Here is a 15,133-nt window from a genome sequence, read left to right as displayed (position 1 = left end):
AGTTAGGAGTGAATAGTGAGGAGTTAAAAGTTAAAAACGAAAACTCCTAACTCATAACTTAAAACTCATAACTCTCTCATACTCAGCACTCAGCACTCCTCAGCACTCAGCACTCAGCACTAAAAGATGGCAAACACCTGGTGGGAACTACAGATTTTATGTGAGCCAGACCTAGAAGATTCGATCTTTTGGCGACTGGAAGATTTTGGCTGTCGTGGAACAGCTAGTGAAAACAAAGGAAATTCATCTTTAGTTAGGGCTTATTTATCGACAATTCAAACACAGCTACTAGATTTGGCAGCGCTATCGCTGTGGCTGCGTCAAGATGCCCTTTGTGTAGGAGTTTCATCTCCCTCTCTGCAATGGCAGTTAATTGATGAGGAAGATTGGGCAACTAGCTGGAAACAATATTGGCATCCCCAAGAAATCGGCGATCGCTTCCTAATTAACCCCGCGTGGCTACCATTACCAGAAACAACAGAACGGTTGGTAATTCGTCTTGACCCAGGTGTAGCATTTGGTACGGGCAACCATGCCACCACTCAGCTATGTTTGGAATCCCTAGAAATGCGGCTGAGTGAAGTTCCTCAGTCATTTGTAGGTAATAGTGGCAAACATAAACATCTGGTAATTGCAGATATTGGTTGTGGTTCTGGTATCCTTTCCATTGGAGCGCTGCTACTGGGAGCCGAAAAAGTCTATGCAGTAGATAATGACCCTTTAGCGGTGCAATCAACTATCAGTAATGGTCTCCTAAATGACATTAGCTCAGAACGTTTACTACCAGCACTGGGAAGTGTAGATGTTTTGACAAAACTGCTTGAGAAACCAGTGGATGGTATTGTATGCAATATTTTGGCTCATGTAATTATTGAGTTGATTCCAGAAATGAGTGCGATCGCTAAACCTGAAACTTGGGCGATCTTCAGTGGTATTTTACTAGAACAATCTAAAGCTGTTGCCGACGCTTTAGAACAAAATGGTTGGGTCGTTGCTACCCTGTGGAAACGAAAAGAATGGTGTTGCTTGAATGTACGGCGTTCTTAACCGACGCAAAACTGGGCAATACCCTGCGGGAAGAGACTTTGCGTCTACATGAATTGCTCTTAGCTGAAAATGAAGGTTTTAGCTATGGTTTGCGTCAGTCTTGTAGAAAAAATGGATGATACGTTTTAACAGTATTTGACTTAAGTATAAGTAATCAAGCAATCTGAAGTGACATAATATATAGATTAACCACTATTGACTTTTGAAACCAGCGATGAAAGAACGGCTACAAATCCACAAAAAAGCTGACTCATCCGCTTCTAAGTCAGAGCAAGGTCAGCACCTTTTAACTACTCACTCTCAACTTGGCTCCAAGAAGCCTATAGTACAGGCAAAAGTAGAGAATCAGAAATTTCAAGAGTATCAATTTGAGGCAACAAAACTCCAAATCCAAGCCAAGCATGGCACGATCACGCCAGACGGACAGGAACGACTCACTGTATTACAGGCAAAAATGAATGAGTCGTTGCAGCAAGGGAAGGAACACTCTTTTCAGTTTGGTCATAACATTGACAAAATGGCGATCAAACGTGCTGATACTGTATCGCTGGCACAAATGCAACCCCTTCAGGAACCACTAATACAGCCAAAACTCACTGTTGGCCAACCAGGAGATCGGTATGAGCAAGAAGCTGATAGAGTAGCTACTTCTGTTGTCAGCCAACTTAATGCAGCTACTTTGCAAAACCAAGAAGGACAGCAGACGACCTTAGCAGGTAGCAGAAACATCCAAGCAAGCTCTGAAGGAATATTAGCAGCAAATAACTCAGCAGATAAAAAACAAAAATTTTTACAAGATTACTCACTAGCCAAAACACTAGTAAATAGTATAGACGACACATTACCAGAAGATAAAATCCTGGAACAACTATTCAAAAACTTTGGCAATATCCAATTTCAATACACAATGGTGAGCAAGAGCCAAGAAACTCTCTTGAAAGGCTCTCCAGAAGGAGATTGTCAGACATTAGCCCGTGCATTTAAAAAAGTTGCAGAAGAATATTTTGGCATCGAGAAAATAACAGTTGAAAGCATTGCCAAACCTTTTTTGAGTGAAGCTGGAGTTACACCATACCAAGGCAAAAAGCCTAATTGTGATGATGGTAAGCGGTGGTTTTTCCAAAACCATTATTGGGCTAGCTGGAACGGAAAGGTTTACGATGTTTTATTTCTCAGCCATAAACGAACTGAAGCAGATATGGCAAAACAGGTGCAACCACTTACATCTATGTTGATGCCTGAACAAGAGTACTATGAAACAGAAAAAGGAAAAGTTGTATATCCAATTGTGAATAAGTACTCAACTGTAGAAATTAGTATATTTGAGAAACTGAAAAACTTTGTGAATAATCTTGGTAGATTTTTCTCTGACAATATGAGTGCAATAATAAATAAAATTCAGTCTTTATTGTCTAAAGGTGGAAACAATGCTAGTGGTTTTGATTCTCTAATGAGAGAACTAGAAAATGACAAAACTAGTACTGTAGTCTCAAATAATCAAAATCAATAATTATAGACCTTGATGGGATCGTTAATTGAGTGCGATCGCATTCCAAGTGCAAAGCTGAATCAACAGCCTGAGTTTGCGAGGGATGCGATCGCAGTAATTCTCCTCAATTTAAAATTTTTTCCACAATTTCCTGGCATTTTGTGACATTTCTGAATATATTTGCCGGATAGGAAGTTGGGAATAGGTTGCTACTTTCACTCATAATACTACCCAAAAACTCTGAGGTCATGGATTGAATATCATCAATTTGTACTGGGGTTAAATCAGATGATATGCTAAAAAAATTCTCTGGTAAGGCTTTATAAACCAGGTGTAGTATGAGACGATTACTATGAGTAGCAAATAACTTTTCTCTTCCATCTCGTTGTTTTTGTACTTCTGATAATTTATTCTCTACTACTCTTAAGATTTGAACTAATTTCCAAAGGTTAGAACCATTTACTGATCTATTAAAGAGAGTTTTGTATGGAGGTTTTTCTATATCTTCCCATAAAACACCAATTTTATCTTTAACTCGCGTGGCGAAAGAAACTTCATTCTGTTTGCACGCTCGACTAATTGTAGCTTCATTTAAATCAAAACCTTTTTCTCCATCTGGGATTGATTCACCTGACTTATAAGTATAAATAATTCCTTCTAAGTGAAGTTCATTTTTTATTCTTTCTTGATCTGGATCGAGAGCTACAAATTCTCGACGATCAATTCGGTTCTGAGTATTGTTGAATCGAGTAATTTCTGTAGCAAATTCTTCAGGACAATTTTCTAAGGAGATAAAACGAATAAGAACTCTTGCTTTTTCAACTTGCTCAGGAGAATTTTGATATGCTCTTGCTATCGATCCAACAGTCTGAGCGCCATTAACTACTTTGACATCTTTACATTCAAATATGCCCGTGTCTCTTCCACTACCGCCAAGCGGTTTTTTCCCAATACTAGAACACAAAGCTGTTATGCCATTGTTATAATACCAAAATTTTTCCGGTTCTTTTTTTAGTGTATTGATAATACCTTCATTAACTTCACTATCTTTTACAAAAAGCCTAATATTTGAAGAGAACAATTTAGGAGAATGTTTAGTCCACCAATCAGCTACTTCCCTAGCAGATACTTGTCCATAATATGATTGATAGGGTTCTTTTGTTTGTCCCCACTCAAACAGGCAAACATCTAAATTTATAGGATTGCCAGATGCTCCTTGAGATATAATATTATATATATTTGCCTGATTATAAACTCTCATACTAACAATATCTGATGAATCGTTCATCTCACCTAATAGATCATCCAATTCTCTTTTTGGTTCATCTGCTAAGGGAGTTTGACCTGAATAGACAAGAATTATTTCAAATCTTGTTCCTGCATCATTCAACGCTTCTTCAATATCTAGAGTTTTATTATTAAATTTTGAGTTGAATCTGTCATATCTAGCATTTACCAAGTCTTTAAAACCTCTAGTAAATTTCATTACCTCATCTGTTTTAACACTACCTTTACTGTCTTGCTTCCATTTTGACTGTAATACATACATTATTTTTTCTCGCCTGTCAAAATAAAGCGAATCTATTCCATTATCCTGTCCACCATCAATTATCGACTTTGATGCTTCTTGAGGAGAGATATCAGCTAAAACCATCAAAGTAAATGCAGCTAGACTTCTTGTTAAAAAAATTAACTCTCTGTCTGTTTCAGATTTATTTTGGTAATCTGATAAGTCAATCAAACCATTAAATGTTTTTTGAAGGTATGACTTTATTTGACGTAGGTGGATTTCACTCATAATGTTGGTAGATGTAATTAACTTGGATGTTATCGGTTCAAATTTTTACAGACTTGTCTGTAGTATAAAGACGTTGTAAAAATATACATTCGGGTTTTTGCGATCGCATTTGGATAATTTTACCCTTTACTGCAAATCCAGCGAATACTTACTTAAGTAGTGATAAATATATTATACTTATAATTCATTGCCACAAAAATGGCTTCTGCAAGCCATAGAACTTCTTCAGAAGCCATTATACATTGATGCCAAGTATAAAATTATACTATTCTACAGTAACACTTTTAGCAAGGTTACGAGGCTGATCGACATCCAAACCGCGACGGGCGGCAATGTGATAAGCCAATAATTGCAGGGGAACTACTGTCAAAATCGGAGAAAGTAATTCTTCTACATGAGAGATGGGAAGAAGATCGTTAAAGATTTCCGCAGCTTCGCCATCGTTGACAGGAGTCACGCCAATTAAGCGAGAATCTCTAGCTTTGGCTTCCTGGGCATTAGAAATAACCTTTTCGTACACACTACCAGGAATTGCGATCGCAACTACTGGTACTTTCGCATCTAAAAGTGCGATCGGGCCATGCTTCATCTCTCCAGCCGGATAACCTTCGGCGTGAATATAGCTGATTTCTTTTAATTTCAACGCCCCTTCTAAAGCAATAGGGAAGTTAATTCCTCTTCCCACAAAAATGAAATCTTGGGTTTCGGCGAATTCATGGGCTAGCTGTTCAGTTAAACGTTCCTGACTTTCCAAAGTTGCCTCAATTTCTTTGGGAATCTGCCGCAACCCGTTAATAATTTTATCTAATGTGTCTTTTGAAACGGTCTGACGACGGGCGGCTAAATCCAATGCCAAAGCATAAAATGCCATCAGTTGAGCAGTAAAAGTTTTTGTCGCCGCTACCCCAATTTCAATTCCCGCTAAGGTACTGATGACATGGGGCACTAGATGACCAAGGCTGCTTTCGGGGCGATTAGTAATACCCAGTAGTCGCGCTTGATATTTAGGTTCTCTCCCTTGGCGACGTTCTTTTTCCATCGTCAAAGCTGCTAGAGTATCGGCTGTTTCGCCTGATTGGGTAACACCGATAATCAACGTGTTAGCCGTCACGGGTGATGGTGCATAGCGATATTCAGAAGCGTAATGTACTTGAGTTGAAATTTCTGCTAATTGTTCGATTAAATATTTTCCGATTAATGCTGCGTGCCAACTGGTACCACAGGCGAGGATCTGAATTTGTTCTAAATCGTTGTATAAATCCGCAGGTAAACCAAGATTGATTGGCGATTCGGTAGATTCGGCTGGATTAAAGTAAGCATCTAAACTAGCTCTTACTACTCCTGGTTGCTCATGAATTTCTTTGAGCATGAAGTGTTTGAATCCCTGCTTTTCTACCATTGCAGGATTGAAGTTAAGCAGCCGGGGTTGTTTTTTCAACCTATCGCCAGCAAAATTGTAAATCTCAACGCCTAAAGGAGTGAGACGGGCAATTTCGCCATTTTCTAAAGGTAGCACCGCACGGGTGTAGGCAACGATCGCTGGCGTGTCAGATGCACAAAAGAATTCCCCTTGCCCAAAACCAATTACCAAAGGCGCTTGTTGACGGACAACAATCAATTCATCGGGGTAGTCAGCAGAAATAACTGCGATCGCAAATGCCCCATGTAAGTGGTTAACAGCTTGGCGAACTGCCTCCAAGAAGGGAGATGAGGAAGATGAGGGGGAAATATTCTTTAAAAATTCGGCTATGAGATGGGGAATTACTTCAGTATCAGTTTCAGAAACGAACTGGTGTCCTTTTGCTTTGAGTTCTTCGCGTAAGTCGCGGTAATTTTCGATAATGCCATTTTGCACCACCGCCACTCGCTTTGCCGTATCTAAATGGGGATGGGCGTTGTATTCTTCTGGCTTACCATGAGTTGCCCACCGAGTGTGACCAATACCAATCTGGGCAGGAGCTTCTATTTGTTCTAGTTTAGAGCGTAGGTTATGCAGTTTGCCCTTTGCCCGTACACAATTAACTTCACCTTCCCAAACAGTGGCGATTCCAGCAGAATCGTAGCCCCTGTACTCTAGTTTTTCCAGCCCAGCCAATAAAATGTCTGTCGCCGCTTGAGTGCCTATATATCCAACGATTCCGCACATTGTTCACACCGCTTTTTTTCAGGATAATTAAATCCAGTATAGTGTTTAGCACAAACTCGACGTTTTGCAAAGAAAAAAGGGAGTAATATTACTCCCTCTACCACTAGGTATTGTTATGGATTTTGGGCTTTTAAAGCAGATTCACAGTCAGCTTTTGACCTGACAGTACAAATACGCTTCTAGGATTTAAGTACCCAGAGATTTTTATCCCCAATCTAAAATTAAAATTTCGTAAAGCAGGTAGTGTCCACTCTACGATGCTAAAGGTGCTTGATATTGACACACTTCAAAGTCTTGAGTTCCGAGTTCCGAGTTCTGAGTGAAGAATCAAGAAATTAGTTTTTTTGATTTACTTCTTTTTGTCTCAGCACTCAGCACTCGGCACCAGCTTTTTAGTAAGCCAGACCCATACTGCGAGTTGTTTCAGCGCCCAGGTAAACCCGGATGCTCAAAAAGTCGGTGGGACAAGCGGTTTCGCAGCGCTTACAGCCCACGCAGTCTTCTGTACGGGGTGAAGAGGCAATTTGAGCAGCTTTACAGCCATCCCAAGGAACCATCTCAAGTACATCAGTAGGGCAAGCGCGGACGCATTGGGTGCAGCCAATGCAGGTATCGTAGATTTTTACGGTATGAGACATTGAAAAAACCGCTCCTTTCGAGTGTTCTTCTCTGCGAAAGAATCATAATCAACGCATAGTTTACCGCAGTGTTTGATAGGCCGTAATCAAAAGGCTACATAACTTCAAACAATGTAATGAGCACGCTTAATAAGTTGTTTTTCCGAGATTGCCCCGATTGCTCTATTTATTAGCAACATCAGATGAGCGTATTTACTCTAGCCCTATACCATAATGGGGTTTAATAGTAAAAATAAATGAAACAAAAGTCAATCTACAAGACTAAATGCAAAAGTTATCTATGGTAACTATTTAGCAATCCTAATATCGATTCTATTTGAAGCTGTGCTTGATTTACGTAGGGCAATACATAAATTGCTCCTACAGGTTGTAGTTTTTCATAACTCTTAATAAGCGCATTTTCAAACAGAAAATTCAATTCTGATTGCTATAGATTATGGACTCAGCACTAGTTGCCATTCTCTGTTTTGGGAATTCCATTTAGGTAATTGAGTTTCACCGACAACATAGGGACCCCAATAACGACGGGAGCCATCTTCTGCGAAGGCAACTAAAATATCTCCCTTTTCCAGCTTTAAATTATTCTGAGGTAGGGATAGAACCAGTCCCTTCTCACTACCTTCTTGGGGAGCAAAATCCCAATGTGCCGGTACATCATATTGAGTCTGTTTGGTACCAGAGCCTTTTGCTACCGACTGTCGCGCCAGTAGAGTCAGGCGTACAGGTTGATTTGTTTGATTACTCATCCGCAAAGTCCCTTGATTCTTAGCTTTGGTTGCTGATTTATCACGCTCTGCTAAGACAGGATAAGTATTTTCTTTACTACTATGTTCTACTTTATTGGTTGGAGTAGATAGATTAGCGGAAATGCTTTTTTCAGGTGAAACAGGTTTAGAGGAAGTTGTCTCCCACTCTTGAGTTTCAGTTGGCAGTTGTGAAGATGTATCTGGGTTTGTGGACTCCAAGGATACACTCACTCCAAAGCATCCCACCAGAGTAACAAGTAGTCCCAAGCAACAAGCTGTAACACCGACGTTACGATACACTAAAGATTTCATATTGATAGTTTTTAGAAATAAATATTTTGTCTAGGCTTGACCAAATAGTAGCCTATTATCACGAAAGGCAATTATAAAAAGTAGCTTAAGATAGATTTTATTCAGATTAGACACATCAATGTATTATAAATATCATTTTGGGTAGAAAATATTTGGACGGAATTATTTCATTGATGACTGAAAAACAACAGTTACAGACACTAATTGCTTTGTGTATTAACCGTAGGCTTGGATAAAAACAAGAAAATTAGATACCGAACCAGCTAATGTATTTGTATAGAAAAATAAAAATATCGTGAGAATACTAGCACAGACAACAAAGTGTCTTTTGCCAGTCCAGATGATAAATATATTTCATCTTGGGTTAGAACAAGCAGCCTTGAAACCGCTTGTGCTTCCTTAAAGATGATAGGATGTGAAATTTAAATCAACGCTGGAAACCCAGCATATATCTATAATATTAACAAATAAGCTTAGGCTACAACCAATATATTTTTTAATAATATAAAGATATTTCAAGATATCTTGACTTTTTCCCAGAAGTCTATCTGATGCAAAACACTCGTCTGAATAACTTGTTGGATGCCATTGCTACACGCTTGGGGCAATGGTTTTTAAATCCTTGGCGGCGATTATCGTTGCTGATAATTAGTTTTTTGTTTGGTTTTTTTCTGGGAAACGCAGTTTCCACTACAGCTGGTCAACGGGCAGAATTAGACATTGTGGTAGCTGGTTTTTTAGTTGTGTTAACTGAAGTTACTAGTAGAATATTTTACAGTCAGAGCTTTTTTACTAGGCGATCGCTCTTTGTAGACTCACTAAATCTCCTCAAAGTTGGTTTCACCTACAGCCTGTTTCTCGAAGCCTTTAAGCTGGGATCGTGAGAATAGGCAGGGGAGCGGAGGCGCAGGGGAGCAGAGGGGCATAAGGGGAAATTATGAGTTTGTGGCTGGGTGAAATTTTAATTTCAGAAACTGTAACTGAAAATTGGCAGCAGCAAGCAAGAGAAGCAGCACTAGCAGATAAGTTAAGGGCAAAAGCTTTTGGGATCGCGCCGGAAAATGTCGACGAAGCGATCGCTTTTCGATCGCACTTATTAAAATCTGTCCTCCCAGCTTTTAGCCAATTTTGCCAAACTACCCTCCAAATCGAACCAAAGAAAATGTTACAGGTATTGTGGGACTTGTGGCTGCCTTTGGGGATCAAACTAGCATCGCAGCGCCAACAGTTGGAACGCCCTCTAATTCAGGGAATATTGGGAGGACAAGGCACTGGTAAAACCACAATGTCTAAAGTTCTCAGTTTGATTCTGAATCAGTTGGGATACCGGACTCTGAGTTTATCTTTGGATGACTTATATAAAACTTACAGCGATCGCTTGGTTTTAAAGCAAGATCCCCGCTTGATTTGGCGCGGTCCACCAGGAACCCACGATGTAGATTTAGGCTTAGATGTACTAGATCAGATCCGTCAGTCGCAAAGTTCAGTTATGGTTCCCCGCTTTGATAAATCTGCATACAAAGGCGCTGGCGATCGCACTAATCCAGAGATGGTAACAGGTGTAGATATTGTACTATTTGAAGGTTGGTTTGTGGGTGTACGACCAATTAATACAGATGTATTTGATACTGCACCACCGCCAATTGTCACAAATGAAGATAGAGCATTTGCTCGTGATATGAATCTTCGCCTCCATGATTATTTACCACTGTGGGATCGATTGGACAGCTTAATTGTGCTATATCCAACCGATTACCGCTGTTCTTTGGAGTGGCGCAAACAGGCAGAACAGCAGATGATTGCTGCGGGTAAGTCGGGGATGAGCAATGCAGAGATAGAGCAATTTGTCAATTATTTTTGGCGATCGCTTCACCCGGAATTATTTATCAAGCCCTTGGTAAAAGATGCAACAGCAGTTGATCTAGTGGTTGAAATTTATGCCGATCATAGCTTTGGTGAAGTGTATTGCGATCGGGCTAATTCGTAATTCCTAGCAATCATGTCCGGCGGGTAATAGTTATGATTGCCAAAGTCATTGTATCCCTCACGCCAGCTGTTCACTTGGGCAAACCCCTTTGTGCTACCTCTCCATTTGGGAAAAGACCGCGCTGGCTCCTTTTAATGCAATACGGTTCAGTTAGCTATAAAAACCTTAACTGAACCATATTGTCTTTTAATACCCTTCTTGCTTGCGGGCTATCCATTACCCGGATCTTTATCAACAAAACTACAACTCACTTAAAAATAAGACTAATAGATAGCTTAGGGATCTGCGGGTTAAAGTATCCCAACCAGATGGGTTTCGACACTTCGACTGCGCTCAGTGCAGTCGAAGTGTCGAAACTCGGTTTATTGGTACTTTATTTTCACGCAAGTCCTTTACAAGGAAAGGGGAGTAAGATTCAAGGTTTCTTGGAGCGAGAAGATTAACAGCAGGATTTATGAGACTACTTGCCACCAACCGAAGGCTGGGCCAATAAAACGGATAGTTGCCCATCCTACAACCATAAGGCCAATGCCTATCCAGGCACCGCGAGTAGTCCAACTGACAAATTGTTCAGCTTGAGTTTTTGTGATGGGAACCCAAGGCAAGATGCGAGTCTCTTGACCGTATGTTTCCCCCTGTGTGGTTTTACGACGCTTTGCTTCACCCATAATCAGCAACTCAAATTTTACTTAGGTTCTAAATTTATCTTGCCAGGAATCATGGCTATAGAGAGGTAATGAATCGCATTACCTTCATAAAATGTAAATTGGGAATTGGACAAAATAGTTCCAAGTCCTGATTTCTGAGTAAAGAAGTGAGATTCCTTACTCAGCTAGGGGCCCCGCTAACGCTAACAGCACTCATGAGAATGATTTTAAGCGGAATTTTCCTCATCGGTATTAGAAAACAAACTTGGGTCGAGATAGTTAATACGTGCCAGAGGGCTTAAGGCAGTAAGAATTTGAGCGCCGTAGCTACGATTAACTACACGACTGTCAAGTAAAGCAACAATGCCTTGACTTTCTCGGACTGGCGCGATCGCTCTTTGTAATTCATTCAAGGCTGCTGGCAATAAATATAAACGAAACCAATCTTGATGCGATCGCTTATAAAGAGCTACCCTACCAGCTACAAGCGGATTTTCTAAAGATGGCAAAGGCAAAGTAGCAATAATTAACAAATGGGGTGCTGGCAAAACTCGTTGATGTTCTCGCCAAAATTCCCAACCACTAATCAAAATACCATTTTCATCTAAACAAGTTTTTTCTACCTGCACCCGCGAACCAAACTCTGAAGCCAAAATTGTCGCCACTTGAGCCTTGAGTGGTACATCTCCCACCAAAACAACCGTTAATCCTGGTGCTGTAGCACTCAGACAAACCAGTGTGCGGACTTTGTGAATAAATGCCGCTTGAAATTCTGGCGTGTTAGGTAGAGGCAATTTATAGGGTACATAAAGTTGAATTGCTTCCGCTTGACTCTCCGAGGAGAATTTTAGACAAGTTAAATCTTCCAAACCAAGGCGCTGTCGAAAAAGAGGAGCCTCTGTTTCTGGTTCTATGGCACTGCCAATCAAAACTACTGGTTGTCGCTGCCATAAGGGTAAGAGGATTTCTCTTAATTCCATTGGGGCATAGTGCAAAGAAAATAAACCTTGTCTATGGGCTATGGTCGCCCAGAAGAGGGGAGGGGGAGCAGGGGAGGCAGGGGGGGAAAGATTTTCATCAAGGGTTTGAAATTGTTGCCAGAATTGTTTCCACGGTTCTGGTAGTGATGGTACTGACTCTAAAGCTAAACAAAGACGGCTTAAAATCTCTATTTCTGGCTGGGAAATTAGATAGCAGTGATATGGATTAACAGGATGCTGAAAAAGTTCGTGCGTCAGTTGTATCCGTGCTTCGCTAATTGCCTCAGCTTGATTTGGACAAGCCAATATGAGTTCGTCCCAATCATGGGGTTGAATATCTTGGGTAAGTTGATGACGTACCCAATCTTCGAGATCGTCTACCCCATCAATAATTGTGGGGATGCCTTGGGGAAAGCGATCGCCACCAGCAAATTGTCCTCTTAACCAAGCTTCTGGAGAGGTTAAAAGTAGCCCTTGGAACTCAGCATCAGGCCAAGCGTCACCTGTTCTAATTGATTTATTGGCTGGTAGCCACTGCTGTAGACGCGGAATTTCTATCCGCAGCAGAAGTTGCTGCACTGGTTCTTGAGCAACAATAATTACAGGGCCGTGCCACATTAGGGCTGATGCTACAAAACTAGTGCGATACCGCCCTTGATAGCCACAAACCGCTCCTACTTGAATTAGGGCACTACGTCCCAGGCGCAAGGCGCGTGCTACCAACCGTGCCATCGTCAAATGATGGGGCCAGGAAGGGAACCCCGCTTGCGATCGCAAAAAGTTATGTAGTGACAAATGAACTTCTGCCTCAATCACACGCTTTTAATTCCATACAAAGTGATTTTTACTTCCAATTGCCCCATTTCTATTATCTTGTCATTTGTTATTTGTCCTTTGTTCAGTTGTCCTTTGCTAATGACTAATGACCAATGACCAATGACAAATTACCAATCACCCAATACCCTGAATTATGCCAACTTACACAGGAATTTCCAGCGAAGCCTTCAGGCATCCACTAGATCGCCAAGCCGAGCAAGCTTTACGAAATTTACCGGGATTTGATTTAATCGCTCGTAAATTTGTGGAATTTATCTACGAACGCCCTCAATTAGTCTATCTAATGGGTAACACCATCCAAGTCGGGCCGCGTCAGTATTCCACTATTTACCAGATGTTTCGGGAATGCGTCCGAGATTTGGACATTTACCCAGAACCCGCGCTGTTTGTCTCGCAAGATCCCCAAGCTAATAGCTATGCGCTGGGGCAAGAGAATCCTTACATAGTCATAAATACAGGGATACTGGACTTACTAGACGAAGCTGAGATTCGGGCGGTGCTAGCCCATGAACTGGGGCATATTAAATGTGGTCATACTATTTTAATTCAAATGGCGATGTGGGCGATGAGTGCTGCTTCTGCCTTGGGCGAATTGACCTTTGACCTCGGTAATCTTGTAACACAAGGCTTGATTTACGCCTTTTTTGAGTGGCGGCGCAAAGCCGAGTTATCGTCAGATCGCGCCGCATTACTGGTGATGGATGACTTGAATCCGGTAATGTCAACCATGATGAAACTCTCTGGCGGTAGTCACAAATATGCCAATGAATGTAGTTTACAAGAGTTTATCAAGCAGTCAGAAAATTATCAGGCACTGGATGAAGATGGACTGAATCAGATATATAAATTTTTGATATACAATGGCGCTCAGGGTACGATGTTGAGTCATCCTTTCCCAGTGGAACGGCTGCATTACTTACGGGCGTGGGCAGTATCCGAAGAATATCAGCAAATTCGCCGAGGAAATTATCAGCGATCGCCTGCTTCTGGCTCGGTAAATGTTAAAGCAGAATCTGCCGCAAATGAAACAGAAACTTTGCGCCGTCAAATTGAAGAATTACAACGCGAAATCGACAGAATGAAAAGGTCTGAGTAGTTTTGAGTGCTAAATGAAGTTATATATAATAGTGCGTTAGATTTGCCTAATGCACTATTTATATCTCTTTTAGCACATACTTTGTCTGAGGGATTTCCAGAAATTAAATTTAGAACTTACACATTGACAAATAATTGATATTATGCAATCAAGCCTAACTTCTGTGATAGGTGTTCTAAAATAAAATCACGAGCTACTTGCAGGACTTACGCATTGACAGATTAACAGAAATGAGCAATTAAGTGATGATTTTGTAACAACTTGAATTTGAGTCTAGATTTTAGCAAAAATAATTTGGTTAAGTTTGCCCTTCTAGTTTTTTTGGATTCCCTTAAAGCGGATAATATTTTCTACCTGAACTACCATCCTCTTGGGGGTGGATAAATTCAAGATTCAAAATTAAGGCTTGAAAATTGCTTAACTATATCTCAGCATTAAATTAGATGTAGGCATTTCTGAATATGGCAATTCACTTGACAAAACGGCTTTCTGTGTTCGCTGCTATTCTAGCTCTTGTCCTTTCCATGCCAGGAATTGCCTTAGCTGCACCCGTTCAACTCCATAGTACTTTTGGTGTTATTTCCGCCCAAACTACCAAAACTGCAAGCTACTCCACCTCCTCGGAGATTAACCTGACTCCCTTACAACGCCAAGAACTCCAGGCTGTGCGTCAGCGAAGAAACAGAGAAATTGAGGCAGTCTTAAACACATCGCAACGTGCCCAACTTAATCACCATCTCCGGGCTGGTAATAATATCAATCAAGCCCTAGAAAAACTGCATTTGCAACCAGAACAGCAAGATTTTGTAAAGGCGATCGTGCAATTTACTAACTTGAAAATGAAAGCAATTTCATCTAGGCATTCGCTAACAGTAGATCGTAAATAAAGGTTTGACTTTTACATTAGATTATTGAATCGTTGTCATAGAAGATATCAATCATATTTTATATGAGAGTCTTTTGGATAAAATGCGATCGAGCGATGTCTACGACGGGCTACACCTACGCACTTTTTATTTAAAAAATTTCATACTCAAATTCTGTTAGCTAACTTATGGAAACAGTTGATTAATCTGAACTTCAATTTCTGGAAATGCAATCAAGGATAACGTTGTATAGTCCTGCAAAATCAATTGTTGATTGTAGCCTTGCAAAAGTGGTTCGCCCAAAACAAAAACCTGACGCTGATTCACATCCAAAATCCAGTAGTCAGCAATTCCTGCCTTAGCATATAAAGGTGCTTTCTGTTTGCGATCGGTGTCTAGCGTTGTATCTGCTACCTCAATCAATAAAAAGATTTCATTGGGTGCAGGATGACGATCGATGTACTTTCGCGCATCAATGCGGACAACGGCAATATCTGGTTCAGGTTCCGAGTATTGGCTTAACTGAATGGGATCTTGCACCCGA

13 protein-coding genes are annotated in these 15,133 nt (G+C 40.7%); 6 read left to right on the top strand and 7 right to left on the bottom strand.

Features of this window, described 5'->3' with window-relative positions; translation table 11 throughout:
* Nucleotides 1-126 precede the first annotated feature (126 nt).
* Both prmA and NPUN_RS26375 read left to right on the top strand, forming a co-directional pair.
* Nucleotides 127-1,047 carry a 50S ribosomal protein L11 methyltransferase gene (gene prmA / locus NPUN_RS26380; protein WP_012411499.1) on the top strand — a complete coding sequence of 307 codons (921 nt, stop codon included), beginning with the start codon at nt 127-129 and terminating at the stop codon, nt 1,045-1,047.
* Between the two features lie 214 nt (nt 1,048-1,261).
* Entirely contained in the window at nt 1,262-2,557 is a 1,296-nt protein-coding gene (locus NPUN_RS26375) for a hypothetical protein (protein WP_012411498.1), read from the top strand.
* A gap of 103 nt (nt 2,558-2,660) precedes the next feature.
* Here the strand turns inward: NPUN_RS26375 and NPUN_RS26370 are convergent, their stop codons facing one another.
* The 4 genes from NPUN_RS26370 to NPUN_RS26355 all read right to left on the bottom strand — a co-directional run bounded on the left by NPUN_RS26370 (nt 2,661) and on the right by NPUN_RS26355 (nt 8,176).
* Nucleotides 2,661-4,334, bottom strand: a complete 1,674-nt coding sequence (locus NPUN_RS26370; RefSeq protein ID WP_012411497.1) for an AIPR family protein — start codon at nt 4,332-4,334, stop codon at nt 2,661-2,663.
* A 265-nt stretch (nt 4,335-4,599) separates the two neighbouring features.
* Nucleotides 4,600-6,480 (bottom strand): glutamine--fructose-6-phosphate transaminase (isomerizing), encoded by a 1,881-nt coding sequence (gene glmS, locus NPUN_RS26365; RefSeq protein WP_012411496.1) that lies wholly within the window; start codon nt 6,478-6,480, stop codon nt 4,600-4,602.
* A gap of 392 nt (nt 6,481-6,872) precedes the next feature.
* Nucleotides 6,873-7,118 carry a photosystem I iron-sulfur center protein PsaC gene (psaC, locus tag NPUN_RS26360; RefSeq protein ID WP_012411495.1) on the bottom strand — a complete coding sequence of 82 codons (246 nt, stop codon included), beginning with the start codon at nt 7,116-7,118 and terminating at the stop codon, nt 6,873-6,875.
* A 434-nt stretch (nt 7,119-7,552) separates the two neighbouring features.
* Nucleotides 7,553-8,176 carry a hypothetical protein gene (locus tag NPUN_RS26355; protein WP_012411494.1) on the bottom strand — a complete coding sequence of 208 codons (624 nt, stop codon included), beginning with the start codon at nt 8,174-8,176 and terminating at the stop codon, nt 7,553-7,555.
* 551 nt (nt 8,177-8,727) lie between these two features.
* On the opposite strand from NPUN_RS26355, the gene NPUN_RS26350 reads away from it, so the two are divergent.
* Complete coding sequence (locus NPUN_RS26350) at nt 8,728-9,060, top strand: DUF565 domain-containing protein (RefSeq protein WP_012411493.1); 333 nt, start codon at nt 8,728-8,730, stop codon at nt 9,058-9,060.
* 53 nt (nt 9,061-9,113) lie between these two features.
* A complete protein-coding gene (locus tag NPUN_RS26345; RefSeq protein ID WP_012411492.1) occupies nt 9,114-10,163 on the top strand; it encodes a hypothetical protein in 1,050 nt (349 codons plus the stop codon).
* A gap of 452 nt (nt 10,164-10,615) precedes the next feature.
* On the opposite strand, the gene NPUN_RS26340 is transcribed toward NPUN_RS26345, so the two are convergent.
* Nucleotides 10,616-10,831: a DUF2839 domain-containing protein gene (locus NPUN_RS26340; RefSeq protein WP_012411490.1), complete on the bottom strand. Its 216-nt coding sequence runs from the start codon at nt 10,829-10,831 to the stop codon at nt 10,616-10,618.
* Nucleotides 10,832-11,037: 206 nt separating this feature from the next.
* Nucleotides 11,038-12,606, bottom strand: a complete 1,569-nt coding sequence (locus tag NPUN_RS26335; protein WP_012411489.1) for a helicase C-terminal domain-containing protein — start codon at nt 12,604-12,606, stop codon at nt 11,038-11,040.
* 154 nt (nt 12,607-12,760) lie between these two features.
* On the opposite strand from NPUN_RS26335, the gene NPUN_RS26330 reads away from it, so the two are divergent.
* Entirely contained in the window at nt 12,761-13,723 is a 963-nt protein-coding gene (locus tag NPUN_RS26330; protein ID WP_012411488.1) for a M48 family metallopeptidase, read from the top strand.
* 461 nt (nt 13,724-14,184) lie between these two features.
* Complete coding sequence (locus NPUN_RS26325) at nt 14,185-14,610, top strand: hypothetical protein (RefSeq protein WP_041565639.1); 426 nt, start codon at nt 14,185-14,187, stop codon at nt 14,608-14,610.
* Nucleotides 14,611-14,775: 165 nt separating this feature from the next.
* Here the strand turns inward: NPUN_RS26325 and NPUN_RS43620 are convergent, their stop codons facing one another.
* Nucleotides 14,776-15,129: a Uma2 family endonuclease gene (locus tag NPUN_RS43620; RefSeq protein WP_234710982.1), complete on the bottom strand. Its 354-nt coding sequence runs from the start codon at nt 15,127-15,129 to the stop codon at nt 14,776-14,778.
* Nucleotides 15,130-15,133 lie beyond the last annotated feature (4 nt).

This window comes from Nostoc punctiforme PCC 73102, assembly GCF_000020025.1.
Classification (GTDB): Bacteria; Cyanobacteriota; Cyanobacteriia; order Cyanobacteriales; family Nostocaceae; genus Nostoc; species Nostoc punctiforme.
The sequence above is the reverse complement of the archived record's forward strand: the minus strand, read 5'-3'. Positions and strand labels throughout refer to the sequence as shown.